Annotated in this window: 24 protein-coding genes; 10 read left to right on the top strand and 14 right to left on the bottom strand. The window is 63.8% G+C overall.

Features of this window, described 5'->3' with window-relative positions:
- The first annotated feature begins 92 nt into the window (after positions 1–92).
- A complete protein-coding gene (gene lptG / locus CCR95_RS05695; protein WP_201092676.1) occupies positions 93–1,157 on the top strand; it encodes an LPS export ABC transporter permease LptG in 1,065 nt (354 codons plus the stop codon).
- 177 nt (positions 1,158–1,334) lie between these two features.
- Here lptG and CCR95_RS05690 read toward each other — a convergent pair whose 3' ends face one another.
- A complete protein-coding gene (locus CCR95_RS05690; RefSeq protein WP_201092675.1) occupies positions 1,335–1,802 on the bottom strand; it encodes an RDD family protein in 468 nt (155 codons plus the stop codon).
- Positions 1,803–1,910: 108 nt separating this feature from the next.
- On the opposite strand from CCR95_RS05690, the gene CCR95_RS05685 reads away from it, so the two are divergent.
- Together CCR95_RS05685 and CCR95_RS05680 are read left to right on the top strand one after the other, a co-directional pair.
- Positions 1,911–4,448, top strand: a complete 2,538-nt coding sequence (locus tag CCR95_RS05685; protein ID WP_201092674.1) for a PAS domain-containing sensor histidine kinase — start codon at positions 1,911–1,913, stop codon at positions 4,446–4,448.
- Positions 4,449–4,454: 6 nt separating this feature from the next.
- Complete coding sequence (locus CCR95_RS05680; protein ID WP_201092672.1) at positions 4,455–5,075, top strand: response regulator transcription factor; 621 nt, start codon at positions 4,455–4,457, stop codon at positions 5,073–5,075.
- A 115-nt stretch (positions 5,076–5,190) separates the two neighbouring features.
- Here the strand turns inward: CCR95_RS05680 and CCR95_RS05675 are convergent, their stop codons facing one another.
- Positions 5,191–7,182, bottom strand: coding sequence for a peptidoglycan-binding protein (locus CCR95_RS05675; protein ID WP_201092669.1), 1,992 nt, complete (start codon positions 7,180–7,182; stop codon positions 5,191–5,193).
- A gap of 334 nt (positions 7,183–7,516) precedes the next feature.
- Here CCR95_RS05675 and CCR95_RS05670 point away from each other — a divergent pair, with 334 nt between their 5' ends.
- Complete coding sequence (locus CCR95_RS05670; protein ID WP_201092667.1) at positions 7,517–8,761, top strand: EAL and HDOD domain-containing protein; 1,245 nt, start codon at positions 7,517–7,519, stop codon at positions 8,759–8,761.
- Between the two features lie 31 nt (positions 8,762–8,792).
- Here the strand turns inward: CCR95_RS05670 and CCR95_RS05665 are convergent, their stop codons facing one another.
- Positions 8,793–9,524 carry a class I SAM-dependent methyltransferase gene (locus CCR95_RS05665; RefSeq protein ID WP_201092665.1) on the bottom strand — a complete coding sequence of 244 codons (732 nt, stop codon included), beginning with the start codon at positions 9,522–9,524 and terminating at the stop codon, positions 8,793–8,795.
- Positions 9,521–10,969, bottom strand: coding sequence for a BtaA family protein (locus CCR95_RS05660; RefSeq protein WP_242523075.1), 1,449 nt, complete (start codon positions 10,967–10,969; stop codon positions 9,521–9,523). The genes CCR95_RS05665 and CCR95_RS05660 overlap by 4 nt, the downstream gene beginning before the upstream one ends.
- Positions 10,970–11,122: 153 nt before the next feature.
- Between CCR95_RS05660 and CCR95_RS05655 the strand changes: the two genes are divergently transcribed.
- Positions 11,123–12,106 carry an aldolase catalytic domain-containing protein gene (locus CCR95_RS05655; protein WP_201092663.1) on the top strand — a complete coding sequence of 328 codons (984 nt, stop codon included), beginning with the start codon at positions 11,123–11,125 and terminating at the stop codon, positions 12,104–12,106.
- A gap of 3 nt (positions 12,107–12,109) precedes the next feature.
- Positions 12,110–13,399 (top strand): citrate synthase, encoded by a 1,290-nt coding sequence (locus CCR95_RS05650; protein WP_201092661.1) that lies wholly within the window; start codon positions 12,110–12,112, stop codon positions 13,397–13,399.
- A gap of 13 nt (positions 13,400–13,412) precedes the next feature.
- On the opposite strand, the gene CCR95_RS05645 is transcribed toward CCR95_RS05650, so the two are convergent.
- Positions 13,413–13,796, bottom strand: coding sequence for a DNA-binding transcriptional response regulator (locus tag CCR95_RS05645; RefSeq protein WP_201092657.1), 384 nt, complete (start codon positions 13,794–13,796; stop codon positions 13,413–13,415).
- Positions 13,796–14,407, bottom strand: coding sequence for a 2OG-Fe(II) oxygenase (locus tag CCR95_RS05640; RefSeq protein WP_201092655.1), 612 nt, complete (start codon positions 14,405–14,407; stop codon positions 13,796–13,798). The genes CCR95_RS05645 and CCR95_RS05640 overlap by 1 nt, the downstream gene beginning before the upstream one ends.
- Positions 14,408–14,518: 111 nt before the next feature.
- Here CCR95_RS05640 and CCR95_RS05635 point away from each other — a divergent pair, with 111 nt between their 5' ends.
- The 3 genes from CCR95_RS05635 (at position 14,519) to CCR95_RS05625 (ending at position 16,763) form a co-directional block, all read left to right on the top strand.
- Complete coding sequence (locus CCR95_RS05635; protein WP_201092653.1) at positions 14,519–15,073, top strand: hypothetical protein; 555 nt, start codon at positions 14,519–14,521, stop codon at positions 15,071–15,073.
- A gap of 211 nt (positions 15,074–15,284) precedes the next feature.
- Positions 15,285–15,644 (top strand): HPF/RaiA family ribosome-associated protein, encoded by a 360-nt coding sequence (locus CCR95_RS05630; protein ID WP_201092652.1) that lies wholly within the window; start codon positions 15,285–15,287, stop codon positions 15,642–15,644.
- 201 nt (positions 15,645–15,845) lie between these two features.
- Positions 15,846–16,763, top strand: a complete 918-nt coding sequence (locus CCR95_RS05625) for an NAD(P)H-binding protein (RefSeq protein WP_201092651.1) — start codon at positions 15,846–15,848, stop codon at positions 16,761–16,763.
- Positions 16,764–16,785: 22 nt separating this feature from the next.
- Here the strand turns inward: CCR95_RS05625 and CCR95_RS05620 are convergent, their stop codons facing one another.
- Together CCR95_RS05620 and CCR95_RS05615 are read right to left on the bottom strand one after the other, a co-directional pair.
- Positions 16,786–17,640, bottom strand: coding sequence for a ferritin-like domain-containing protein (locus CCR95_RS05620; RefSeq protein ID WP_201092725.1), 855 nt, complete (start codon positions 17,638–17,640; stop codon positions 16,786–16,788).
- Positions 17,641–17,648: 8 nt separating this feature from the next.
- Positions 17,649–18,911: a glycerate kinase type-2 family protein gene (locus CCR95_RS05615; protein ID WP_201092650.1), complete on the bottom strand. Its 1,263-nt coding sequence runs from the start codon at positions 18,909–18,911 to the stop codon at positions 17,649–17,651.
- 285 nt (positions 18,912–19,196) lie between these two features.
- Between CCR95_RS05615 and CCR95_RS05610 the strand changes: the two genes are divergently transcribed.
- Complete coding sequence (locus CCR95_RS05610; protein WP_201092649.1) at positions 19,197–19,433, top strand: hypothetical protein; 237 nt, start codon at positions 19,197–19,199, stop codon at positions 19,431–19,433.
- A 16-nt stretch (positions 19,434–19,449) separates the two neighbouring features.
- Here the strand turns inward: CCR95_RS05610 and CCR95_RS05605 are convergent, their stop codons facing one another.
- The 6 genes from CCR95_RS05605 to CCR95_RS05580 form a co-directional block, all read right to left on the bottom strand.
- Positions 19,450–21,033: a peptidoglycan D,D-transpeptidase FtsI family protein gene (locus tag CCR95_RS05605; protein WP_201092648.1), complete on the bottom strand. Its 1,584-nt coding sequence runs from the start codon at positions 21,031–21,033 to the stop codon at positions 19,450–19,452.
- Entirely contained in the window at positions 21,030–22,088 is a 1,059-nt protein-coding gene (gene menC / locus CCR95_RS05600; protein WP_201092647.1) for an o-succinylbenzoate synthase, read from the bottom strand. Before menC ends, CCR95_RS05605 begins: the two co-directional genes overlap by 4 nt.
- Entirely contained in the window at positions 22,085–23,014 is a 930-nt protein-coding gene (locus tag CCR95_RS05595; protein ID WP_201092724.1) for a 1,4-dihydroxy-2-naphthoate polyprenyltransferase, read from the bottom strand. Before CCR95_RS05595 ends, menC begins: the two co-directional genes overlap by 4 nt.
- Positions 23,015–23,093: 79 nt before the next feature.
- Positions 23,094–23,339 carry a PIN domain-containing protein gene (locus CCR95_RS25165; protein WP_242523074.1) on the bottom strand — a complete coding sequence of 82 codons (246 nt, stop codon included), beginning with the start codon at positions 23,337–23,339 and terminating at the stop codon, positions 23,094–23,096.
- 18 nt (positions 23,340–23,357) lie between these two features.
- Complete coding sequence (menB, locus tag CCR95_RS05585; protein ID WP_201092646.1) at positions 23,358–24,218, bottom strand: 1,4-dihydroxy-2-naphthoyl-CoA synthase; 861 nt, start codon at positions 24,216–24,218, stop codon at positions 23,358–23,360.
- Positions 24,219–24,455: 237 nt separating this feature from the next.
- Positions 24,456–24,941 (bottom strand): CreA family protein, encoded by a 486-nt coding sequence (locus tag CCR95_RS05580; protein WP_201092644.1) that lies wholly within the window; start codon positions 24,939–24,941, stop codon positions 24,456–24,458.
- Positions 24,942–25,503: the final 562 nt, after the last annotated feature.

Below are 25,503 nucleotides of genomic sequence, written 5' to 3'. Positions count from 1 at the left end.
GTGATCAGCGTGGAATCAGCCTGAAGTGGCTGACGGGCAGTAATGATAGGATGAAGTTCATAGAGTCTATCGAATGACGGGGCCTGGTCGTCGTGAAAATCCTCGATCGCTATCTTGCCTGGGCGGTGATTGGCGGCACCCTGCTGACGCTGGGCGTCCTGCTGCCGCTGCTGGGGGTCGTGATCCTCGCCGACGAACTCGACGCGATCGGCGTCGAACGCTACGGTCTGGCGGATGCCCTATTGTTCATGCTTCTGAGTCTCCCCCGTTACGCCTACCAGATCTTCCCGATCGCGACCCTGATCGGCGCGCTGATCGGGCTGGGCTCGCTGGCGAGTCGCTCGGAACTGGTCGCCATGCGCGCCGCCGGCATCTCGGTCTGGCAAATCGTGCGCGCGGGTCTGCTGGGCGGTCTGCTGCTGGCCGCGATTGCCGTCCTGATGGGCGAAGTGCTGGCCCCGCTGGCGGAACAACGCGGGGTGGAGTTGCGTCGGCAGGCGCTCTCGGGCGACGTGGCCCAGCGGACCCCCGACGGTTTCTGGGCGATCGACGACGCATCCTATGTGAATATCCGCGAGATCCGTTCCGGAACCAGCCTGCGCGACATCTTCATCTATCGCGTGGATCCCGCCCAGGGCACCCTGATCGCGACCCACGCGGCCGGCGCCCGCTATCGGGACGGGCAATGGGTGCTGGAAGAGATCGCGCGCAGCCGGGTCAGCGCGGCGGGTGTCGAGGTCGAGCGGATCGCCCAGGTCGGCTGGGATTCGATGCTGGATCCGGGGTTACTCAAGGTCATCGTCGCCGATCCGCACGCACTCCCCGTGTGGGGGCTCTACAAATACATCCGCTTCATGTCGATCAACAAGCAGGACTCCGGGGTTTACGAAGTGGCCTTTTGGGGCAAGGTTGTCCATCCGGTGCTGACCCTGTCGATGATTCTGATCGCGACCCCCTTGCTGCTCGGCTCCTCGCGCAGCACCGGGATGGGGCGGCGCATCCTGGCCGGCGTGCTGGTCGGGATTCTCTACTATCTGGTCAGCCGTACCTTCGCCTATCTGGCGCTGCTGTTCGGGATGAATCCGTTCCTTGCGGCCATTGCGCCGCCCCTGCTGTTCATTTCCGGGGCGCTGCTGTTGCTGAGACGGGTGGGATAGGAGCGGTTCGTTAATCAGCTAAACAAGCCCATTAGCGAATACCGTTGTCGTTGTCGTTGTCGCACCCTGATGGATCCGTCGCTCCTGGAAAACACAAACGGGGGGAACCTCGGTCGCAACGACAAGCGGCAACCGGCAACCGGCGACGTACGATCCGCCGGTTGCCCGTCGTCGGTTTCAGGACGCCTTCCCCGCGTTCTTCTCCAGCATCACGAGCCGGCTGTGCGACTTGCGGTCGTGCCAGGTGAGCCGGTCCCGATCGATCAGGCTCCACCAGAAACCAAGACCCGCCGGCAGCAGACTGAGAATGGCCCAGCCGAAGCGCTGGAGCGCGCTGCCGAACCCCAGATTTGCGCCATCGTCGCCGATGACCCGGAAACGCCAGGCACGCATGCCAAGCGTCTGACCGCCACGCATCCAGAAGTAGACGTAGAATGCCGCGATGACGACGAGTAGATAGAGACGCATCAGGGCGAGTGGGAGTGTCGCTTCATAGACTTTTGCGCCAGCGACGATCTCGTAGGGAATGGCGACGATGGCGGTGGCGAGCATCAGGATGCCCAGCAACAGTACGCTATCGTAGAACATCGCGCCGAGGCGCCGGAAGAGGGAAGGCTGCTTGGCAAGGGTAACGTCGAATTCCATGGTTTCTACTGCCGAATGGTTGATGATCGATAGCTTCGGACGGAAGCCGTTATGGTGAAACGAATCCTTATTAAACCACTTTTGTTTAAGCTTTTGCGACGGCTGCCCATGCCATGGATCGCAATTCTGATCGGCCTGGTCGCGGGTATCGCGGTCTGGAGCATCCTCGATCAGATCCAAAGCCGCCAGGTCGACAAAATCTTTGCACAGGAATTACGGATCCAGCTCGATCTGCGCGCGCGCGAGAGCCTGATTCGTTTTGACCGTCATCTGTCGAGTTACAGCGCGATGACGCGGCTGCTCGCCAATCACCGACGTCTTTCCGAGTATTTGGAGCCCTTGTTCTGGTCCGAGAACGAGACGCTCGCCCCGGTCGTTTATAAGGAATTTCGTCCGCACTGGCTGCCGGACGTTTTCGAGCCCGCCGTGCTGAGTCCGCCAAGTCATGTGCTGTTGACGGACTCACGGGGGCGGGTGCGGGAAGTCTTTCAGGCCGGAGAGGATCCGCTGCCGGAAGAGATCGCGACCCGCGTGAACTCGCAATTCCTGGACCGGCGTGCGGTGCTTTCAGTGATTGAGCGCGTCGGTGACCGACTCTATCTGATGAACAGCGATGCGGTCGAAGACGCCGGCGGCTATGCCATGGGCTATCTGATTGTGTTGGTTCCGGTCGATGAAGCCTTTCTGGCCGCCTCGCAGCGCGGGCTTGACGTCGGTCGCGCGGCGGTCGCGCTCGTCGATAGCGACGACCAGCGGATCGTGGCGAGCGTCGATGCGGACGCCTTGATTCCGGGCAGTCTGCTGAGCGACTGGGACGACGCCTATGTGATCACCTCCCAATCCCTGGCCGAGTATGAGGGGGCCGATTCCAACCCACTCTTCGCGACCTTTGTGCCGCATACCGTGGTGGAAAGGATGTCGCGTCATGTGCGCATCTTTGAGCGCCGTCAGCGCGTCATCGCGGCCACGGTCTTTATCAGTGTGTTTACCGCCGTCATTTATCTGGTGTCCTCGCGTCTGAATAAGGTTCTCAAACGCATGACCCGCTTCTCTCAGCGGGCGCTCGGAATCGCGGAGCCCGGTTTTCATCGCGCGGGTAACCAGCTCCTGCTGCTGGAGGATTGGATCCAACATTTCACGCAACTGGTGCTCACCGCCCGCGAGGAGATGAGCCGTCAGCATCAGGCCGCGATGCGCGAGAGCGAGGCGCTCAAGGCGGCGATGATGGAGGCTTCTCTGGATGCCATCGTGACGTTGGACCACGCCGGCCAGGTCATCGAATTCAATCCGGCGGCGGAGCGGGTCTTCGGTCAGGTGCGTCAGGAGGCGATCGGGGCGTCCTTCGCGGAGCGGTTTCTGCCCGATGTCGCCCGCCCCGCTTTCAAGCGCCTACTTGACCGCTCCCGTCATCTGCATCGCAAGCCCCAGGGGCGCGGCGAATTGATCGCCCTGCGCACGGATGGCGCGGAGCTTCCAGTGGAAATCTCCATCGCGCCGATCGAGTTGGACGATGAACGTTTTTATACGCTGTACATTCATGACATCTCCAGCCGCAAGCTGGCGGAACAGGAGATCAAGAGCCTGGCCCGTTTCGCGAGCGAAAGCCCGAACCCGATCATGCGCGTGACGGCGGAGGGACTGATCGTCTACGCCAACAACGCCAGTCGTCCGCTGCTGCTTGCCTGGGAGACGGATCCAGGCGTTCGCCTGCCCGAGGAATGGTGCGACGCGGTGGCGCTGGCATTGGGGACCGGCCAGCCGTTGGAACGGGAACTCGACCTTTCGGGTCAGGTCTATTCGCTGCTGCTCGCACCGATCCGCGATCTCGGCTACGTGAATATTTATGCCCGCGATATCACCGCCGTGCGCCGTGCCGAGCAGGAATCCCGTCAGCATCAGGCCGAACTGGTCCATGTCTGCCGGCTCAGCACCATGGGCGAGGTCGCCACCGGCATGGCCCATGAACTCAACCAACCGCTGTCGGCCATCGTCAACTATGCCAACGGCTGCAGCCGACGCCTGCAGGGCGGCGCGGGCCAGACCGCGGAATTGGTCGGCGCCATGAGTCAGATCACGGCGCAGGCCCAGCGCGCGAGCGAGATCATCAAGCGGTTGCGCGCGCTGGTCGGTAAGCAGCCGCCCGTGCGCGCGCGGACAGACTTGAATCATCTGGTGCGGGAAGTCATGTCGTTCCTGGAATTCGAGACCAACCGGCTCGGCATCCAGATGCAGCTTGACTTGGCCTCGGCGGCCATTCCGGTCCAGGTCGATCTGGTTCAGGTCGAGCAGGTGCTTCTGAATCTGGTCGGCAACGCGCTCGATGCGCTGGAAGAGCAGCCAGAAGATCGGCGTCGGTTGCGGATCCGCACCGGGACACGTGACGGCGACGCCTGGGTGGTGGTCGAGGATACGGGACCGGGGATCGCGCGGGAACGTCTCGCGGGGCTGTTCGACCCCTTTGTGACCACGAAAAAGAGCGGGATGGGGATGGGGCTGGCGATCAGCCAGACCATCGTCGAGAACCATGAGGGGCGGATCTGGGCCGAGTCGGAACTGGGTCGCGGATCGGCTTTTCACATGACCCTGCCGCTTTCGTCCCCCATCCGGGAGACCGAGGGCGGCCAAACCGAGCGACTGGAAACCTGAACGAATATGACCACCGATGCGACCGTCTTCGTCGTCGACGATGACCAGGCCATGCGCACGTCGCTGCAATGGCTGATCGAATCGACCGGAATGTCGGTACAGACCTATGAGTCCGCCGATGTCTTTCTTGCCAGCTATTACCCCGGCCGCGCCGGCTGTCTGTTGCTGGATGTGCGGATGCCCGGCATGAGTGGACTGGAATTGCAGGGTTATCTGGCACGCCAGGGCTATCGGCTTCCGGTGATCCTCATCACCGGTCATGGCGACGTGGCCATGGCGGTCAAGGCCATGAAAGCGGGCGCGGTGGATTTCATTGAAAAACCCTTCCACGATGAGGATCTGCTACGCAGCATCCACAACGCCCTGGAGTTCGATCGGAAACATCGAGCCAGCCGCTCCGCGAAGGCCGATATCGCCATGCGATTGGCGGAACTGACCCCGCGCGAGCACGAGGTCATGACCATGGTGACCGATGGCAAATCCAATCGTGAAATCGCCGCTGCGCTCGGGGTCAGCGCGAAGACCGTCGAAGCCCATCGAGCGCGTGTGATGGAGAAAATGCGCGCCGATTCGCTGGCTGAACTGGTACGGATGGCCCTGCTGGCGGCATCGGATTCGCCGTCTTGAGGTTTTCGGCGCACCGCCTCTCCCGATTCGCGCCGACAGGGTCGCTCCGCGCGCGTCCAGCATCCGGACGAGGCGAGAAGAGACCGCCGCGCAAGGCGGCGGGACGACCGGAGGCTCAATTCATTTGCAAGGAACACGGTCGGGGCGGGATGAGGTCGTCAAAATCGCTCCACTGACATTCGGTCGGGAGCGCGCACAGCGGATTCGCCTCGGCCACGATGACGCATTGCGGGCCGGACAGGGGCAGGACGATTTCAGGCTCCAACGGCGGCAGGCCCAGCAGGCGCAGCGTCACCGCATCCAGTACGCCCCCCGTTTTCCGCAGGCCCTGGCGCCACTGGAAGGCGTCGAGCGCCGCCACGGTCGCCTGGTCTGGCGCGCCGGCGAAAGGGAGCGTTTTGTAGCTCACATGCTTCTTGCGTTTTTTGTCGCGCCAGACGGACTTTCGGGTCGGCGGTGTCAGCAGTCCCTGCTCGGCCAGCGCCGTCTGCACCGTCGTCAGGTGAACAGCGGCTGACCGTCGCGCCCTCGCCGGCATTTTTTTGATGCGGTTCAGATCCGGGGCATCGCCCAAGGCTGTCTGCTGGCGAGTTTGTAGGGCGGTATATCTGGCGAGACGCTGATCATAGAGTTCGAGCGCAATCCGTTCGGCGGGCATCAGCCGGCTGGCCTGCGCCGGGTCGTCCGGCGCGTCCTTGCCGACCAGTGCGCGGAAACGGTGCAAAGCTTGCCGCACCGCCGGATGGGACGCGTCCGCGCCGGGGGGCAGCATCCGCAGGTGTTGGAGCGCGGACAGGGTCTCCGGCGGCAGAGTCTCCAGCGGTCGCTCCTCGCCTTGGCTGATCAAGGCGGCGAGGCGCTGTCGGTACTGCCGGGTTTCATCCTGGTTCAGGGTGCTGGTCAGCAGCGTCTCGGGCAACCGCGCGGTCGCGCCGTTCTCATGGGAAAACTCGGCGGCTTTAGAGGTCTGCTGCGGATTGAATGCCTGCTCCGGCAGATCGCCTCCCTTCAAATCGAACCCGACCCCATATTTGGCCCTCACCAGCGCCGGCTGGCGGTCGGCCCGAACGCGCCTGGCCAGATGCTCCATGAACTCCGCCCAGGTATAGGGCTGGCTTTGTCCTTTGCCGTCGCGATAGAACATCCCCGGGTTGCCCGTCACGGTGGGCGAGTCGGCGGGCAGCCCCCACTCGGCTGAAATCGACGGTTGGATCGAGAATTCGCGCGAGGAGAACAGCGCGGGTTCGAGGATCGCCGTTGGTTTTGCCAGGGTTCCTCCGACCGTCACCGTGGTGCGTCGGTCGGTGCTCGCTATGTGCATCTGCCGGCTTTCCAGTCCCCGCAGCAACGACACCGGACGTCGTTCTTGTAGGGTAACCGTCGACCGCGAAATCGGTTCGAGGTGCGCCGACGGCAAGGTCTGTCGGGCGGTTTGCGCACCTATGGTTGTTCGCTCGCCGAGGTCGGCCGCCAGTGCCAGCGCGGTGTCGGGAAACGGAACGGGCACCTCGACCGGCTTGACGCAGAGGGTATCGCGCGCCTCGCCTCGTGCCAGTGCCAGCACCCGTCGGCCCTGTCCCGCCCCCAGAAAGTGATACAGATAATCTTCTTCCGGCGTGGTGGCACCAGAGTCAAGACTGAGGTAGTGTTTCGCAAAGGCTAGCACCGCGAAATTGTGACGCAGGAGCTGGAGTTCCTCGTCGCTCTCGTCCCGCTTGCCGTCCACCGTGTCCTGAATCATGCGGCGCACCGTCGCGTCGGTAAACGGGCCATCCCCGAGATCCAGTCGTTCGCGGTCCGCGGCGGCCTCGCTCGCCGCCAGCAGTTGCGTGCCGAAGCGTTTGAGGATGCCGTGGAAGGTCGCGGGTTGGAACTGCCAGACCCCAGTCGCCGATCCCAGGCTGCCATTTTGCAGCGTGGGGCGGACGTGGTCGTTCCAGGTCGCGGCGCTTTCCATCTCGCCGGTCGCGAGTGCCTGTCCCAGATTCGCCCCGGTGCGCTCGGACACCTCCAGCAGAATGAGCATCTGCCGGGGAGAAATATCCTGCGTACGGTCATAATGACGGGACTGGCTCGCCGACAGGGTGCGGTACGTGGCCAGCGTCATCTCTGCCGGTCGTCCGTTTTCTGAGGACGCGGCGGATAGCGCCGGCGGATTGGCCGCCCAAGCCGACGGAAGCGTGAAAGCGACCGCCGCCGCGAGGCTGAAAAAGCGTCGGTGTTGGATCCACATTGAACTGTTTAAACTCTGTTTTTTGAGATTGACAGTGTGGCGCGAACGGTGCGGATACAGCGAATCGCGCGCCAGTGCGTGACATGAAAGCCATGATCCGGTCGATGCCAAACCTTGCCTGCCTCGCCAAACGCCCGCCGCGATCGGCGGTTCGACAACCCGGATCCAATCGCGCTACCCCAGCCATCGCTCCCGTTCGGAGACGACCATGACCGATTTACGCGACAGCATCGATACACAGGATTTTTTGATCGCCCGGCAGCCGATCTATGACCATGACATGGGGGTGGTCGGCTACGAACTCCGGTACCGTCACGCCTGCGCGGAGCGCGCCCGGATTGAGGATATGGATCTGGCGTCATTGTCGGTGATTCTCGCGAGCTTTTTGCATATCGGTCTCGACACCTTGGTGGGCAGCGCGCTTGCGTTTGTGAGGATGACACGCCGTTTGGTCGTGGACGAGTCCCTGTCGCCTTTCTTCGAGGGGCAGGTGGTCCTGGAACTGCCGGACGACGTGGAGCCGGACGAACAAGTGATCGCGGGTCTGACCCGGCTCAAGGAGGCGGGTCACAAACTCTCCTTCGGCAATCTCGCCGACCGCCCCAATGCCGGGACTTTGCTGGCGATGGCGGACTATATCAAGCTCGATGTACTCAACCATGATCCGGATTGGCTTCGGCGACGGATTGATCTCGCGCATGCGTATGGCGCGCGCGCGGTGGCGGCCAAGGTGGAGACCCAGGCGCTCCATGAAGGTTGCAAAGCACTGGGATTCGACTATTTTCAGGGCTTTTTCTATTGCCGTCCGAAGACCATCGAACAGCGAAGCCTGGCCTCCAACCAAGCGGTGGTGCTGCGATTGATTCAGCAGTTGGAGGATCCTGATGTCGAGTTACGGGATTTGGAGCGCGTTCTCGCCCAGGATGTGGTTCTGACCTACAAACTGCTGCGCTACGTCAACAGCGCGACCTTCGCCCGGCGGCGCGAGATCGAATCGCTGCGGGAGGCCTTGACCCTGATCGGTCTCAAACGCATCCGGGACTGGGCCCGTCTGATTCTCATGGGGCAGGTGGCCAACGGCAAGCCACGCGAGTTGATCGTCACCGGCATGATCCGAGCCCGCATGTGCGAGCGGCTGGCCGAACGCTTTTTGCCCGAGATCCAGCACCAGATGTTCATCGTGGGTCTGCTGTCGATTCTCGACGCGCTTCTGGATAGCGAGATGCCGGACCTGCTCGATCATCTGAGTCTGAGTCTACCGATCAAACTGGCCCTGCTGGACCGGGAAGGCCCCCAGGGGGAGCTGCTCCAACAGGTGATCGAGTACGAGCAGGGCCATTGGGAGGCGCTGGATCATGGCGGCATCCCCACCGACGAATACGCGCGCACCTACCTGGAGACACTCAAGTGGTGCGATGAGGTGATGAAGGTGTTGTCCGACGAGCGAGCGTGAGCAAGCATCCGCCGCTTCGCCTTGAGGGTCGTCAGCCGGGCGCCGCGCCTGAACGCCGTCCCACAAACAGATAGTAAGGCACTCGCAGGCCGGGCAGATAGGGCACCGGTGCGCGGTGTTCCCGCACGTCATGAGCGGGGAGCAAGTGCCGCAGCAGACGCAGATGCTCGGGGTTCGGATGCACGCCATCGTGTCCGAACCAATGCGGCCAGAACCAGCGGGTGAAGGCGTCGTGACGCACCGTGCCCGGTCCGCCGGCGGCGTCCGACACATAGAAGTCGACGACGCCGAGCGTTCCGCCCGGACGCAGCATCTCGACCGCATTGACGATGGCCCCGCGCCAGTCGGGAATCATGGTCAGCGCATAGGAAAAATAGACGACATCCGGCGGGATGTCCGGCCGATAGGTGGTGGCATCGGCCTCGATCACGCGCACGTTCGCCATGCCCGCGGTCCGCTTGCGCGCCTGCTCCAGCAGCGCGGGACAGAGATCGACCAGTTCGACGCTGGCGAAGCCGTCGAGCCGTGCCCCGAACGACATCAGGTTGCGGCCGGTGCCGCCGCCCAGTTCGAGAATCCGCGACCCCGGCGGCGGATCGAGCAACCCCACCAAGTCGTCGCGCCCCTTTAGCAGACGCTCGCGGAAGCGGTCGTAATCTCCGGCCTGCGGGCCATAGAAGGCTTGCAGCCGCTCGGCGTGCGAGCCGCGCCGCGGTTGTCCGCGTAGCAGGCGGTAGAGGACTCGGGCATCGTCGGCGATCATGCGCGCACGTCGGCGATATGGAAGCCGGCATAGGTGTGGACGCGGTCGAGCAGACTGAGTTCGCGCGCCAGCTCGGGATGAAATTCCAGATGGTCGCGTAGTCGCGCGCGGGTCGCGCCCAGCTCGATCCGATCGAGATAGGTCGGGGCGGCATGGGCGCTGCGGAAGATGATCCGGGCATTGGCGGTCGCCCGCGACAGGATGGCGAGCCATTCCTCCTCCAGCGACTCTGGATAGTAGGAACTCATCCAGTCCATGTGATCGAGTAGCACGAAGCGCGAGATGGGTTCCTTGCCGTCGCGCAGGAAGTCGGTGACGGTCGAGGTGTGCAGTTCGATCCGGTCGACCAGCCCCGCCTTCAGCGCCGCGAAGTTCTCGCGTTTGAGATATTCGGGACAGCACTGCTCGCTGTAGCGTCCACGCACATAGACCGACCAGAAATAGTTGGTCGAGAGCGGCAATTGGCGAAACACGTATTCGATCGACTCGCGCACGAATCCGGCGACCCCGTGCGCGTGCTGGGCCTGGACCTCCTTGCGTTGCGGATGCGGCACCCCAAGCATGCTCATGGTGAGCTGGCGCGAGAGCGTCCAGTTAACGCTCGGGGTCCAGATCAGGGGCTGCACCCGCGTGTCGTAGACATGGCGCTGATCGTCGAGCGTGCTGGTCTCGAACAGCTCCCGCACGCTGGCGGCCAGGCGCGGACGCGCCTTCAGATAGGTCTGGAAGAGACGTGCGACGATGCCGGACAGGCCATGGAAATAGAAGCTGCCGTTCGGATTGCCGAACCAGGCCGCGCGCCGGTCCCAGAAGGCGAGCGCGGAGGGCGACAGCTCGGCGCGCAGCGCGTCGCGGTAGATCTCGCGGAATTCGGGGTGATAGCCGTGACCGAAGACGGCGAAGAAATCCGCGTGATCCAGGCGGCGGATGCCCGCGATCTTGAGTTCGAGCAGGGCGTTCTGACGCGGATTGGCGTCGACCGCGTGGATGCGCCGGGGTCCGGTCAGGGCATAGTCGAGCACGTTGCAGCCGGCGCTGGTGATCACCAGCAGGGTGTCATCGGGCGTGAGATTGAGCGCGATCCGGTCCACCGCCGGATCCTCCCAGCAGGTGTTATAGACCAGCGCGCGCGAATAAATCGCGTTGAAGACATTCTGGTCGATACGGTCGGCAAGCGTCGGGGTCGCCTTGGTCGCTGTGGTCGTGGTCGCTGGCGTGTTCAGAGTGTGGCTCCCGGCGATGCGGCGTCGCGGCCCATCACCAAAGTCGGTTGGCGAAAATCCGATGCAGCATAGCGCCTGGGCGTGACCATTCCGTGGCGGCCACGCGTCGACTTGATTGCGGTTGGATGACCGGCGGATTGCGGTCGCGTTCCATCCTGTTCCGGGCCGCCTTTTCACATCCGTTTGCTCGGACGGCCCCTTGGGCTCAAAATAGCTCGACAAGTGTCAGGATGCCGCTCGAACGTTTTTCCTGTCTCGCGCCGCCATTCCCTCATCCCAGCCATTTTCCTCCCGGGGAGTGCGAGGAGACGGACTTGCGACGCGCGCCATCCTCGGATCCTGACGCTCCACTCAATGACCGCGCGGAGTAAATCGATGTCCGAAAAGGCCCCTTGGATCACCTTCCGACCCGAACTCAAGGTGCTCGACTGCACCATCCGGGACGGCGGGCTGGTGAACGCCCATCAATTCAGCGACGATTTCGTGAAAGCCGCCTATCGCGCCTGCGTCGAGGCCGGCATCGACTACATGGAGATCGGCTACAAGAACTCGCCGAAGGTCTTCCCCAAGGACAAGTTCGGTCCCTGGCGTCATTGCGACGAGGCGGATCTGCGCCGTGTGGTGGGGGATCACGATCCGGTCAAGACCGGGCTCAAGCTTGCGGCGATGGCCGACGCCGGCAAGAGCGATTGGGAAACCCAACTGGTTCCCGCCGCCGAGAGCCCGCTCTCGACGATCCGTGTCGCCTACTATGCGCACCAGGTCTCGGAGGCGGTGGAGATGATCCATCACGCCACCGAACTGGGCTACGAGGCGACCTCGAACCTGATGGCCGTCTCCAACATCACCGAGGAGGAAATCGATACCGTCCTGGAGGCCATCGCGCCCACCCCGGCCACCACCATGGTGATCGTCGACAGCTTCGGGTATCTCTATCGTGAGCAAGTGGATCGGCTCTACCGGAAATATACGGCGGCCTTGGAAGGGACCGGTAAGGAGATTGGCATCCACGCCCATAACAACCTGCAACTGGCCTTCGCCAACACCATTGAGGCCATCATCCTGGGCTGTAACCGGGTCGATGCCACCATGTTCGGTTTCGGTCGCGGCGCGGGCAATTGTCACACCGAGATCTTGCTTGGCTTCCTGCGCAACCCTAAATTCGAGGTACGGCCGGTCATCGAGATGATCCAGAACTATCTGCTGCCCCTGCGCCGGGAACTGGATTGGGGACCATCCATCCCCTACAACATCACCGGCCAGCTCAACCAACATCCGCGCACCGCCATCGAGTGGCGCGAGGGCCCCACCCCGGACGATTTCCTGGGTTTCTACGATAAAGTGGTGTCGGAGATCTGAACCATGTCCGCCGAAGCGACCCTGATCCTGGACGACAAGCAGTACCGGTTTCCCATCCGCGAAGGCACCGAGGGCGAGCGCGCCATCGATATCCAGGATCTGCGGGCGCGGACGGGATACATCACGCTCGACCCTGGCTATGGCAACACCGGCAGTTGTCAGAGCGCCATTACCTTCATTGACGGCGAGAACGGGATCCTGCGCTATCGCGGGATCCCCATCGAGCAGTTCGAGCAGGGGCCGAATTTTGTCGAGGTGGCCTGGCTGCTGATCTTCGGACATCTACCTAGCGACGCGGAATATCAGGCGTTCGCCACCGATCTGACGGCCTGCGCCAACCTCGACGAGAGCATGAAGCACCACTTCGAGGGCTTCCCGCGCTCGGCCCCGCCGATGGCCATCCTCTCGGCCATGATCAACGCGCTCTCCTGCTTCCATCCGGAGTCCTTTGATCTGGAAGACGAGGAGCACTTTCGGGTCGCCGCCGCCGGACTCATCAGCAAGATCCGCACCATCGCCGCCTATGCCTATCGCCATTCCATCGGGCAGCCTTATATCTATCCCGATCCGGCCCTGCGCTATGTGCCCAACTTTCTGCACATGATGTTCTCGCAGCCTTACGCGGAGCATTTCTGCGAGCCGGTGGTGCGCGACGCCATCAATCTGGTGCTGCTGCTGCACGCCGATCACGAGCAGAACTGTTCGACCTCCACCGTGCGCATGGTCGGCTCCAGTCAGGCCAATCTCTTCGCCGCCTGCGCGGCGGGTGTCTGCGCGCTCTGGGGACCGCTGCACGGCGGGGCCAATGTCGCCGTGCTGGAGATGCTGGATCAGATCCACCGGGGACACATCAGCCCGGAAGACTACGTGCGCATGGCGAAAGACAAGGACAGCAAGGTGCGTCTGATGGGCTTCGGCCACCGGGTCTACAAGAATTTCGACCCGCGCGCGCGGATGCTGGCGAACGTGGCGGAGCGTCTGCTGCCCACGCTCGGGGTCCAGGATCCGCTGCTCGACATCGCCCGTCGGCTGGAAGAAATCGCCCTGGAGGATCCCTATTTCATCGACCGCCAGCTCTATCCCAACGTCGATTTCTATAGCGGCATTATCATGCGCGCGGTGGGTATCCCGACCAACATGTTTACCGTCATGTTCTCGATGGGTCGGCTACCGGGCTGGATCGCCCACTGGTGGGAACAGTCGCAAACGCTGGGCAACAAGATTGCCCGACCGCGCCAGCTCTATGTCGGTCCCGCCGTGACGGATCATGTGCCAAGGGACGCCCGGACGTGACAGCGGCTCGACGTTAGCCGAGAGCGCGTCGCAACGCATCCTCGACCCGACCGGGATCGATCGGAAAGGGAATGGCCGCGAAAATCGGAAAACGTGCGGTCATGGCGTCGAACTTTTGCTGGAATTCGCTCGGATAGAAGCAGATGACCTTGGCCTCGGGATGCCGCTGCAAACGCGCCATCAGGGTCTCCAGATTGCTGCTGCGGTCGCGGAAATCGGACTGGAAGTTATACTCGGTCACGATCACGTCCGGGACATGACGCTTGAGCGCCGCCTGGGCCTTGCGTTGCGAGTTCACGATCTCGACCGCGAAACCCAGCGAGCGGTAGAGCGGCGCGAGGTTCGGATAGCCGCCGAGTTCGAGGATGGCGAGCAGAGTGGGCGCGGTGTCGGTCATCAGGCGAAGATCACCCAGGTGGTCGCGATGTATTTCGCGCCGGTCCGGAGGGTCGCGGCGCGGTGTTCGTGGGTCCAGAAGGGCGGGAACAGCACCAGCGTGCCGCATTCGGGCCGCACGCTGACCCCCTGATGCAGAAAATCGGTCTCCCCGCCCGGCCCCGGCACGTCGTTCAGATACCAGAGCGCGACCAGTTGCCGCTGGCTCAGTTCATGGCTGCCGCTGTCGATGTGCCAGTGATAATACTCGCCGGGCAGATAACGCTGCACCTGATAGCCTTCGTCCTTGAATGGCCCCTTGAAATAGGGAAAGGTCTCGCGAAACTCCTTGATCGCTGCCGCCAGCGAGCGAAAGAACATCTGGTCCACGTCCTTCCAGTCGGGCTTGTTGCTGACGACCAGATCGGTGGTGCGCTTGATGCCGGGATCCTCGGTGCGCAGTTGTCCGACGCGACCCGCGTACTGATGTTCGGGATGCGCCTCGAAGCGCTCGATCACCGCCGCGCAAAAGGCCGGCGGCAAGGCCAGCGTGCGGGCGAAGATGAAACTGCCGGGCTTGACTTCCCGGATGGTTGGCAGGGGCGGGATCGTGCGTTCGACGGCAGTCATCATGGAAGCATCTTCGAACTGAATTAACGACTCGACGATTGTCACGAAGGTGAATGGCGAAGGTCAACGAAAGTTTATAACGCCATTGTTCTGAAAATCACACTGGAGGATTGCATGGCGCTGCGTATCAAGAGCCATTGGCAGAACGAGGAACGGGAGCGTTCGCTCCCGGAGATCGCCAGCGCGCTGGCGTTCATCGCCTGGCGAATCGCCATGGAAAAGGCGATCAATCTGCACTGCGAACGTTTCGTCTATGCGAGCGACGAACAGCGTCTGCTGGTGATCCAGGAATATCTGGTGTTCCTGATCCAGATCGCCGACCGGCTTTCGCACGGTTCGTTGCACGACGAGGATCGCCGGATCCTGATTACCGAGTTCGCCAGGAAAGTCTTCGGGCATGTCCAGGACAACAGCCAGGATCTGCTCGGACCCGGCGACTATGGCGGTCCCTTCATCGCCCGGTTGAACGCACGTTCGAGCGAATATGCCGAATTTCAGTTTGACGCCGACGGCCCGAGCTATGCGCTGCTGCGTCACCTGGGATTCGAGATCCAGGCACTGATGGGCGTCAGCCAGGAAAACCGCTGGGTGATCGATCAGGTCATGGACCGGGACGGCTGGGATGCCTACAAGACATTCGCGAGGGCGTTCCGCGACCTGTTCGAGTGATTTCGCATGAAAGCGCTTTCCAGCCTTGCTTTTTGAGTCATCGACCGCCATGATTCGACCGTCGCGCCAGGTCTCGTCCCGCGCCTTCCGCTCCCTGAGACACCCCGGCGACACAATCCATCGAGGCGATAGCGCCCTCATCCGTTCCACTCGATCCCTGAAACGCGGCAAAGAACGCGGAATTCGGTCGAGCCCATGGAGAAAGTCAAGCATGCTCATGAAGATAGGCGGGGATACGCTCGCACTGGATGCCGATATCCGTCGTCAGATCGAATCCGAGGCCATGAAATTCGCGGCCCGGTTTCCCGATGGGCAGGTCGATGCCCAGGTCACCATTCAAGAAGAGTTCGACCCGCTGCACGGGCACCGCGTCCGCTGCGAATTGAGCGCCAAGGTCGGTGCCGGTCGTCAGGTCGTCGTGCGCGACGCGCGCAAGACCGCCGGCGAGGCGATCCGCGAGGTGTTCACGGCCGCGGGCCGCAATGTCCGCCGTTTGCGCCGTCAACACATTCTGAGTCTGGCGCCCGTGCGCCCACCGCTTCTGCACGCGGCACAGACCGCCGCCCGTTGACTCCCGCTTCCGGTTTCTCCTTGCGCACCCCGTGCGATGTCGACGAACTGTCTTGACTGACGTTGTTCAGACCTTATGTTTGAAAGACCTCCCGCTTCAACCGCGTCTCGCCGACCGCCATGAGCGACTCCAGGGCTCAGGCGACCCGCCACAGGGCATCTCGCGCCGGACGCGGTTAACGTCATCGCTCAGGAGTTCATCATGAAAGTTGCAGTGATTGGCGGTACCGGATTCGTTGGCTTCCACCTCGTGCGGCATTTGATCGCCGCCGGTCATCTACCGCGGCTGCTGGTGCGTCCAGGCAGCGAGGGCAAGATCGAGCAGATCGCCGACTGCGAGATTGTCCACGGGCATGTCGGGGATTCCGCGACATTGACCGATTGTCTCGCCGGCACCGATGCCGTGATCTATCTGATTGGCATCCTGCGCGAGTTTCCCGCGCGCGGCATCACCTTCGAGGCGCTTCAGCATCAGGGCGTGGTCGACACCATTGCTGCCGCGCAGGCGACTGGCGTGGGGCGCTTCCTGCTGATGAGCGCGAACGGGATTCACGCCGACGGCACGCCGTATCAGCGCACCAAATATCAGGCCGAGTTAGCGCTCAAGATCTCGTCGCTGCGCTGGACCATCTTCCGGCCCTCGGTGATCTTCGGCGATCCCCAGGGGCGCATGGAATTCTGTTCGCAGCTCAAGAAGGACATCATCGACAGCCCCATGCCCGCGCCGCTCTTTTTCAAGGGCCTGCTGCCCACCGGCGCAGGCACATTCGAACTGGCGCCGGTCAGCGTCGAGGATGTGGCCAAGGCTTTCGTGATCGCCCTGGCCGAGCCGCGCACCGAGTCCCAGACCTATAGCCTGTGCGGTCCCCAGCGGTACACCTGGAAGGCGATCCTGAGCACCATCGCCGCCGCGTCCGGCAAGACCAAGCTGATGGTGCCCGCCCCGGCGCTGGCGGTCCAAGCTGTGGCCGGAGTCTTCGATCGGTACTCCTGGTTCCCGATCTCGCGCGATCAGATCCAGATGCTGATGGAAGGCAACGTCTGTACCGAAAACGACAGCTTCGCGCGGCTGGGGCTGACGCCGACGCCTTTTGGGGTTGATCGATTAGATTATCTCTAACCGCCTAAGGATCGAATCGGCGTCATGGCTGACCAAAGGTCTGAAGCCGTTCCAGTTCGTCCGCGTCGAAACCGGCGCGGCGACGCGCCTCCAGGTTGAGCGGGCCGCGAATGTCGCCGGTCATGTAGGTGTCGAGCAGCGCGAAATAGGTCGGCGCGGGCACAAGCTGACGCTGATCGCAGAGGGCACGGAACCAGCGCGATCCCGCCGCGACATGCCCGACCTCCTCGCTCAGAATCACCCCGAGCCGGGCGGCCGTCTCGGCATCGTCAGCCCCCTGAAAACGCTGGATCATCCCTGGCGTCACATCCAGGCCGCGCGCTTCCAGCACCCTCGGCACCAGCGCCATGCGAATCAGCGGATCGTGCGCGGTGCGCCGGGCCATTTCCCAGAGCCCGTCATGCGCGGGGAAATCGCCGTAGTCGTAGCCCAGATCCTGAAGTCGCTCGCGCATCAGACCGAAGTGTTCGGCCTCCTCGGCGGCGATCCGCACCCAATCGTCCAGAAAGGCGCGCGGCATCGCCCGAAATCGCTGCACGGCGTCCCAGGCCAGATTGATGGCGTTGAACTCGATATGGACGACGGCATGGATCATGGCCGCGCGACCGTCCCGACTGGTCAGCTTGCGGGCCTTCAACTGGCGGGGTGGGACCAGTTCCAGGCGCGCGGGGCGACCCGGACGCTCGGCGACGGGACTGGCGCGCGTGGCATCCACTTCCAGCCGACCGGCCAGCCAGTCCGCCGCGACCTGCCGCGTCAGGGCCTGTTTGCGCGTGGGATCCGGCTCGCCAAGACAGCGGGCCGCGAGGTCGAAGAGCGTGTCGGGGCGACGGTCGGGGGAGGCGGTCGGATGTCCGCCGCTGCTGGGTTCGCTCAGGGTTTCGGTCACAGTTTCAGTCCCAGGATCAGGTCCATCACATTGGTGCCGGTCGGTCCGGTGTCGATCAGGTCGCCGCTCGCCTCCAGAAAAGTCCCCGAATCGGCGCGCTCCAGACAATCCAGCGCGTCGAGGCCCGCCAGTTGCGCGCGCCCGAGGGTTCCGCCGTCGACCAGGGCGCCGGCATCGTTCGTGGGTCCGTCGGTCCCGTCGGTTCCCGCGCTCAGCAGCAGACAGTCGTCCCGGCCCGCGAGTTCGACCGCCGCCGCCAGGACCAGGTGCTGGTTGCGCCCGCCGCGCCCAGGCGATTCCGGCAGACGCACGGTCGTCTCTCCGCCCCAGAGATGCAGGCCGGGCGGACCCTCCATCAGGGCACGGGCCAGCGATCGACCGCGCTCGACGGCATCGCCCTGAACCAGCGACTCGTGTCGATACGCCGTCACGCCTTCCCGCCGGGCGGCCTCCAGCGCCGCGTTCATGGCGGTTGTCAGGGTGGCGACTAGTTCCATGGCGGGTGGGCGGTCGGGCGGAGTCGCCGGAGTCAGGCGGTCGGCGCTGGCGCGCTCGATCAAGCCATGCCGGATCCAGTCCGCCAGCCAGTCGGGGAGATCCAAATGACGCGCGCGCCGCGCCAGATCCGGCTCGGGCGTCAACAGACCCGAGCCGATGACGCCGGGACGATCGCCAGGCACATCGGAGATCGCCAGTTGTCGGATGGGGCGGTCTGCAAGGTATCCAAGCAATCCGCCAGCCTTGATCCGCGAGACCGACTTACGGACCAGATTCATGTCCTCGATGGGCAGTCCGCTGCCGAGTAACCAGCGATTCAGACGTTGCAGATCCGCGAGATCGAACCCCGCAACCGGCACCTCGACCAGACTCGACGCCCCGCCCGAGAGCAGAAAGAGCAGGGTGGCATCGGTCGGTGCCTCCCGGAGCGCGGCGAGCAGTCGCGCGCCCGCGTCCAGGCTGGCGGCGGTGGGAACCGGATGGCCGCCGACCAGGGACTCGATCCCAAGGCTCCCGAGCCGGGACTGGTTCAGGTGTCCGGACTTGGTGATCAGCAATCCGCCAGCACAGGTTGCGCCCAGGCTGTCACAGGCACCCAGCGCCATCGACTCCGCCGCCTTGCCAATGGCGCAGAGCCAGGCCGGTTCGGCGATCGGTCGGGCGGCCAGCGCGCGACGTACCGCCGCCCGGCCCTCGACCGACTGGAGCGCCGCCGCCAGGATCCGCGCGAGCCGTTGGCGTGACTCGCCGCAGTCAGTCATGCGACCTTGGCCGGTCCTCGCCGGACGTCTTTATTTGTGGAGATTGACCCATTTCAATGCGCTTTCCATCGGGAAGAGTTCTAAGCTAACTGGGCGTCCAGTGTGCTTTGCGTCGTTTTGAGCAATCGGCCAGGTTGGCACAGACACTTGGTCGTCGGAGCAGACGCGGTATTCGGTGTCATCAGGCAGGCGGAGCCTGACTGTCCTTTCCGCGAGCCACATCCATGTCAGTCTAGGGATGGCGTCGACGGGTTCCATTCCAGAACCTTAAGAGAGTGATCCAGCATGAACCTTTGCCCTAAGTGCAACCCCCCGGCCTGGACTTTTGCCGTCATCTTCATGATCACCAGCGTCATCGCTTTCGTCACCTGGTTGATGCTCGGGCTATCCATGATCGCGCCCCTGCCGCGCGCCGCGATCACGGGCGCTGCCTTCCTCGCCGTCGGCGCCACCCTCGTTCACTATGTCATGAGTTGCATCAAACGGCATTGTCGGCATGATCAGCAGTCGGTACGCGCCTAGAGTACCCGGAGATCGTCTACTCGCGAATCAACCCAAGCGCCTGTGCGCGCAGCAGCAGATCCCGCGCGATCGGAGCCGCGACCGCGGAACCATACCCCCCCTGTTCGACCAGCACGGCGACCGCCAACTCCGGACGCTCGGCGGGGGCGAAACCGACGAACCAACTGTGCGAATCGCCTTGCGGATTCTGCGCGGTGCCGGTCTTGCCGGCGATGGCGAGGGTCGGCTGGTCGATGCCGCGCCCCGTCCCCTCCGTGACAACCTTGCGCAGCATGGGCGCGAGCTTCCCGGCGACCGCTTCGCTCATGAAGCGGGCAAGCGGTCTGGGCGGCTCGCCTTCGATCAGCCGGGGCGTCATCGCCAGTCCCTGGTTGGCGACCGCGCCCGCCATGACGGCCATGTAGGCCGGCGTCACCAGCAAGCGCCCCTGCCCGATGGACATTTGCGCCAGACCGTATTGATCCGAGCGATCGAGACGCGGCGCTTGACCGGTGCGCATCGACCAGACGCCGTAAGGACTCTCATGGAGCCGGATCTGACGATTGAGCTGGAACCGATCGGTCATGGCGTCGAAGGCGTCGTGACCGTACCGCACCCCGAGTTGCGCAAAAAAGACGTTGGACGATTTTGCCAGCGCCCGCGTCAGATCCAGCCGCCCGCCCCCCTTCCAGACCGTGCCGTTGTTGCGCGCCGTGTAATACTCGTGATCGCGAATTCGGCGGTAGCGAGCGGAGGTCGTGAAACCGTCCGCCGGGCAGTCGAGCGTGCCGGTGAAGCCCTGCTCGAGCGCCAGGCTGGCCAGGGCGATCTTGAAGGTGGAGCCCGGCGGATAGAGCCCCTGGGTCGCGCGGTTCAGCAAGGGCGAGCCGGGATCGCCGCCCTGAAAGAGCGCTGGGGTGATCTGGTTGGGATCGTAGGAGGGGACGCTCGCCAGCACGCGAACCGCGCCATCGCGCGGATTCAGCAGCACCACCGCGCCCCGGCGCTCGCCGAGCCGTTCGACCGCGAGGCGTTGCAGGTCGGCGTCCAGCGTCAGGGTCAGATCCTGTCCGCGCGGGCGCTTCTCTTGGATCACCAGTTGCCGGCCCAATTCGCTCCAGTTTTCCAGACTCACGGCCGTGCCGCCATTCAGATGGACGGTCGCCACGGCCTCCATCCCGGTCGCCCCGAACATTGGCTGCGTATAGCCGACCACCGGCGAGAACGCCGGCCCGTCGGGATAGATCCGGTAGACCTTGCCGAGAATCTCCTCGCTGTAGGCGAGCACCTCGCCTCGGCGGTCGAGAATCCGTCCGCGTTGAATCCAGTGGGCCGGATTGAACGCGCGCCGGTCGTGCAATTGCATGAAGGTAATGAACTGAGGCCGAAAGACGCCGGTCAGTTGCCAGGTCGCCTGATAGAGCAAGAGACCGAGAAACAACAGGATCAGCATGATCGTCGGGATCCGATAGGCGCCCGTCGGTTTGGCCAGATGCCGCAATCGGGCGACTTCGCGGACCTCATACATGGATTTGAGCAGCGCGAACACGGCCACGAAAAAAGCGACCTGCAGGATCAGTCGCAGGACCGACCAGACTTCGGGATCCAGGCTCGCGTTCATGGGGATGGATCGAATCCCGAGCCCGCCGTCCGAGGCAGATCGATCTGGCCGTGCCGCGGGCGCGGGGCGGGGCCAAGATCGGCGTCCAGCCAGTCCGCCGTCGCGAGTCCGTGAGGGATGGGACTGCCGATGGCGGCGGCCAGTTGCGCGGTCGGCCACAGACCCGCCGCGCTTTCAACCAGGCTGGTGACGACGACCTCGACCCCCGCCGCCCTGGCGCGTGCCGACAGCGTGAGCGTGCGCGCCAGACCGCCGACCACGGCCGGTTTGAGGACAATGCGCCGCACGCCGAGCGTGGCGGGATCAAGGTCCGCGAGCCGTCTATGCAACGGGCCATGCAGCGATTCGTCGCGCGCCAATGGAAAGGCCGCGCCGGTCTGAAGCGCCGCCAGCCTGTCGGCGTCGGGCTCTCGCAGGGGTTCTTCGAGCGATTCGATGGGGAGTGGGTTCAGCCCGTCGATCAGGCGTCTGGCCGCGTCCAGCTCCCAGGCGCCGTTGGCGTCGAGCCGCAACCCGATGCCGGGCGGCAGATGGCGGGCGAGTTCGACCAGATGTTTGAGTTCGGCGGTCGGATCCTGGAGTCCAACCTTGATCTTCAAGACCTTGAATCCCGCGTCGCAGGCCGTCTGGAGATCGGCTGGGGCGAGCGTCCCGAGAGGGCCGAGCATGGCGTTCACCGGAACCTCGTCGCGCGCGCATTCGGAGAGTCCGTGCCGCAACGGAACTCCCCGGCGACGGCTGGCCAGATCGAGCAGGGCGCATTCGAGGGCGAAACGGGCGGCGGGGGCCGCCGCCAACACCGGCGCCAACGCATCCAGCAGGGTCTCCGCCGACCGGGACGCCGCGCAAGCCTGCGCCTGACGCAGCGCCTCCCAGGCCGCCTCGGGCGTTTCGGTGCCGGCGGCCGGCAGCGGCGCGCAATCGCCATAGCCATGCAGCCCCTCGGCGCTCGCCTGGATCAGCCAGCCCCTGCGCCACACGAAACCGCCTCGGGCACTTTCCCAAATGCGGTGTAGCGGCAATTCATAGGGGCTGACTTGAAGTCGCTCGATCACGGCGATCCAGGGAGCAGAAAACCGACGATCAACAGCACGACGAGCAAGGACTGAAAGAGCGCCGTGCGGGCGAGTTGGGCATTGAGCGGCTCGCCACGGGCACCGCGAAAGAGTTGGAGACTCAAGAACGCGGCCAGCGGCAGGGCGGCGAGCAGCGGCCAAGCAGCGCCGGGGAGATCCGCCGTCAGCAGGACGAGGACCGGCGCCAGCAGCAGCAGCATATACAGAATCCGCGCGCGCGGACGGTCGAGGTAATGACAGAGGGTCCGGCGCCCGGCCGCGCGATCGGTCTCCAGATCGCGGTAGTTGTTCACCAGCAACACGGCGGCGGCGGGCAGTCCGAGCGCGAAACCCAGCCATAGCGGCCGCCAGCCGAAAGTCAGGGTCTGAAGATAATAACTGCCGCCCACCGCCGCCATGCCAAAAAAGAGCAGGACAAAAACCTCGCCGAAAGGGCCATAGGCGATGGGTCGCGGACCGCTGGTATAGGCATAGCCGGCGGCGAGCGAGGTCAACCCGACGAGCAGGATCGGCCAGCCGCCGCGCGCGATCAGGGTCAGCCCCAGCAGAAAGGCGAGCGCGAACGTCAGGTGCGCGGCGGTCTTGACCTGTCGCGCGCTGAACCAACCCTGGGCCGTCGCGCGCGGGGGACCGAGACGTTCGGCGGTATCCGTGCCGCGCTCGAAGTCCGCCGCGTCGTTATGCAGATTGGTCCCGATCTGGATCAGCATGGCCGCGAGCAGGGTGCAGAGCGCCGCCAGCGGGGCCAGTTGTCCCGTCTCGGCAAAGGCGAGCGCGATGCCCGCGATCACGGGAGACAGCGTCAGCGGCAAGGTCTTGGGGCGCGCGGCGGAAATCCAGCGCGTCCAGTGCGAGGGCGTTTCCGGGGCCTTTACAGAAAGGCAAGCCTGCGAGGTATGGGTCATGATGCGGTCGATGGTCGGTGTTGATGAGTCGGCGAGCGAGGCGCGGCGAACCTGGACCGGAGCGGCATCGCTCCGGGTTTCAGGCATCCGCCCTGGGATTCAGGATCTGTACGCCAGTGGGTGCGAAGTCGGGAACATTTCGGGTGACCACGGTCATGCCATGCACCAGCGCGGTTGCCGCAATGAGTGCGTCGCGCGCCATCGGACGTACAAGCCCCGTTGCTCGCGGCGGCTCGAAATCGACATCCGGAGCCGCAGTCTGGGCCAGGGCATCCAGCAAGGTCATCCGGACGCCCGACAATTTTCGCTCGTCGTCGATACTCATGAGCACATGCCGCAAGTCTCAAGGCCGCCGCGGAAACCGATGAAAATCGGGCTCGCGTTTTTCAAGAAAGGCATTGCGTCCCTCCTGCCCCTCCTCGGTGGTATAGAAAAGCGCGGTGGCGTTGCCCGCGAGTTCCTGAATCCCGGCCAGCCCGTCGGTGTCGGCGTTGAAGGACGACTTGAGTACGCGCAGCGCGGTCGGCGAGAGCCGGTTCATCTGGCGGCACCAATCAACCGTCTCGGACTCCAGTTCGCGCAGGGGCACGACGGTATTGACCAGGCCCATGGCGAGCGCCTCGCGGGCATCGTACTGACGACACAGAAACCAGATTTCCTTGGCCTTCTTGAGCCCCACGGTCCGGGCCATGAGACCGGCCCCGAAACCGCCGTCGAAACTGCCGACCCTGGGGCCGGTCTGACCGAAGCGCGCATTGTCGGCGGCAATCGTCAGGTCGCAGATCAGATGCAGCACATGCCCGCCGCCGATCGCATAGCCCGCGACCATGGCGACCACCGGCTTGGGCAGCGTGCGGATCTGGCGTTGCAGTTCCAACACGTTCAGATGTTCCACGCCGGACTCGTCCTGATAACCCGCGTCGCCGCGAATCCGCTGATCGCCGCCCGAGCAGAAGGCCAGATCGCCAGCGCCGGTCAGGACGATGACCCCGATCTCGGGGTCCAGGTGGGCGCGATGAAAGGCGTCGATCAGCTCGCGCACCGTCTGGGGGCGAAAGGCGTTGCGCACCTCGGGGCGGTTGATGGTGATCTTCGCGATCCGCTCGGCCTGTTGATAGAGGATGTCCCGGTAGCGGTCAGCCGCGGGCGTCTCCCAGACGATCGGCGCGCGCTTGGTGTCTGGCCGGCCTGCGGGTTGTTGCATGTTCTCTGGCGCCACCGGTAAACCTCATTGGGATAGAAAGCAGACTTGGGATTTTATCCGCAAATGGGGTTGGATTGAGGATTGGTTTCCGATGTGTCCGCCGTTGTTCGCGGGGACGGTCGCGGTCGATTCGCCTGGCGGTTCCGGGTCGGTGCCGATCCGGGCGGTGACGCTCTCAGCCCGGGCTTGCGACACATCGACCCGCCCTGACACGGGAGGCTTGGTTCAGGTAAGGGTTCACTGGGTCGGCGCGGCGGCCTTGGTCCAGGGTTGGATGGCAACCGCCGTGACGCTGTTCTTCGGCGACCCCTCGATGATCCGGTCGCTATAGCTCAGATAGACCAGCGCATGGCGCGGCGCATCGTAGAAGCGGACGACCTGAAGCGTCTTGAATAGGATCGAGGTGCGCTTCTTGAACACATCCTCACCGTCGCGCTTGCCCGAGCGCACATCGTCCGGCAAGTCGATGGGGCCGATCTGGACGCAGTCGAGCGAGGCATCCGAGGTGTCCTCGGCGATGCCGACTGCGCCGGAGACGCCGCCGGTTTTGGCGCGGCTGAGATAACAGGCGACACCGGGGATGAGTTCGTCCTGAAAGACCTCGATGACGATTTTGTCGTTCGGTCCCATCCATTTGAACTTGGTGGCGACGCTGCCGATCTGCTCGGCCGCGGTCGGCGCGGAGAGACCGACGAGGATCAGGGCGACGAGGGTTTTACGCATGGCGCATGTTCCTGTGGGTTGATGCCAAATGAGAGAGCCGACCTCTGGGATGGCCGAGTTGTATTCGGCCCGCTGGGCGTCAGGCCAGCGGTGGGCGCCAACGGCAAGTCGGCGATCCCAGCGGCCTCGGTTGAGTTGATGAAATCAACCTTATGTGACCGTCATTCTACGTCACCCTTGGAAGACGAAGTTTTGGGGAAACCTCAGTCAGGCGTAGTGTAGTGGTTCGATGGGTTTCACGGCCAATCAGCCTCTGCGCCAATCGTCAGCGTCGTGCCATGGCCGTTCTTCTACCCATCCTTGTATCTTGAACCTCGTGATGGTTAGCTCCCATCGCACGAGACCGAGGCAGCTTGCACCCATCCTGAAGGCATCGACCTTGTGAGGTAGATCAAGCCCTCGGTCTCTTCTCTCACGCCAGCACTGACACTGAACGCATCCCATTACACACAACTTTACGTGTCCGGCATCTCCCTGGCATATTTGGCATATTTGGCATATTTGATTCCAGCCGCGAAATCCATGATGCGCTGCATGCCCAGCCAGATCGTCTTCAAGCCGG

The organism is Thiocystis minor, assembly GCF_016653465.1.
Taxonomy (GTDB): Bacteria; Pseudomonadota; Gammaproteobacteria; order Chromatiales; family Chromatiaceae; genus Chromatium; species Chromatium minus.
Note: the sequence above shows the minus strand (reverse complement) of the source record. Positions and strands in the feature narration are given on the sequence as shown.

Excerpts from the sequence above, each read along its gene's own strand:
- CCR95_RS05655 (WP_201092663.1), top strand. The coding sequence starts at position 11,123 with ATGTCCGAAAAGGCCCCTTGGATCACCTTCCGACCCGAACTCAAGGTG.
- CCR95_RS05645 (WP_201092657.1), bottom strand. The coding sequence starts at position 13,796 with ATGACCGACACCGCGCCCACTCTGCTCGCCATCCTCGAACTCGGCGGC.
- CCR95_RS25165 (WP_242523074.1), bottom strand. The coding sequence starts at position 23,339 with ATGAGTATCGACGACGAGCGAAAATTGTCGGGCGTCCGGATGACCTTG.
- CCR95_RS05625 (WP_201092651.1), top strand. The coding sequence starts at position 15,846 with ATGAAAGTTGCAGTGATTGGCGGTACCGGATTCGTTGGCTTCCACCTC.
- CCR95_RS05610 (WP_201092649.1), top strand. The coding sequence starts at position 19,197 with ATGAACCTTTGCCCTAAGTGCAACCCCCCGGCCTGGACTTTTGCCGTC.
- CCR95_RS05630 (WP_201092652.1), top strand. The coding sequence starts at position 15,285 with ATGCTCATGAAGATAGGCGGGGATACGCTCGCACTGGATGCCGATATC.
- CCR95_RS05690 (WP_201092675.1), bottom strand. The coding sequence starts at position 1,802 with ATGGAATTCGACGTTACCCTTGCCAAGCAGCCTTCCCTCTTCCGGCGC.
- CCR95_RS05635 (WP_201092653.1), top strand. The coding sequence starts at position 14,519 with ATGGCGCTGCGTATCAAGAGCCATTGGCAGAACGAGGAACGGGAGCGT.
- CCR95_RS05595 (WP_201092724.1), bottom strand. The coding sequence starts at position 23,014 with ATGACCCATACCTCGCAGGCTTGCCTTTCTGTAAAGGCCCCGGAAACG.
- menB (WP_201092646.1), bottom strand. The coding sequence starts at position 24,218 with ATGCAACAACCCGCAGGCCGGCCAGACACCAAGCGCGCGCCGATCGTC.
- CCR95_RS05665 (WP_201092665.1), bottom strand. The coding sequence starts at position 9,524 with ATGATCGCCGACGATGCCCGAGTCCTCTACCGCCTGCTACGCGGACAA.
- CCR95_RS05640 (WP_201092655.1), bottom strand. The coding sequence starts at position 14,407 with ATGATGACTGCCGTCGAACGCACGATCCCGCCCCTGCCAACCATCCGG.
- CCR95_RS05650 (WP_201092661.1), top strand. The coding sequence starts at position 12,110 with ATGTCCGCCGAAGCGACCCTGATCCTGGACGACAAGCAGTACCGGTTT.
- CCR95_RS05670 (WP_201092667.1), top strand. The coding sequence starts at position 7,517 with ATGACCGATTTACGCGACAGCATCGATACACAGGATTTTTTGATCGCC.
- CCR95_RS05675 (WP_201092669.1), bottom strand. The coding sequence starts at position 7,182 with ATGACGCTGGCCACGTACCGCACCCTGTCGGCGAGCCAGTCCCGTCAT.
- CCR95_RS05615 (WP_201092650.1), bottom strand. The coding sequence starts at position 18,911 with ATGACTGACTGCGGCGAGTCACGCCAACGGCTCGCGCGGATCCTGGCG.
- CCR95_RS05580 (WP_201092644.1), bottom strand. The coding sequence starts at position 24,941 with ATGCGTAAAACCCTCGTCGCCCTGATCCTCGTCGGTCTCTCCGCGCCG.
- CCR95_RS05605 (WP_201092648.1), bottom strand. The coding sequence starts at position 21,033 with ATGAACGCGAGCCTGGATCCCGAAGTCTGGTCGGTCCTGCGACTGATC.
- CCR95_RS05685 (WP_201092674.1), top strand. The coding sequence starts at position 1,911 with ATGCCATGGATCGCAATTCTGATCGGCCTGGTCGCGGGTATCGCGGTC.
- CCR95_RS05680 (WP_201092672.1), top strand. The coding sequence starts at position 4,455 with ATGACCACCGATGCGACCGTCTTCGTCGTCGACGATGACCAGGCCATG.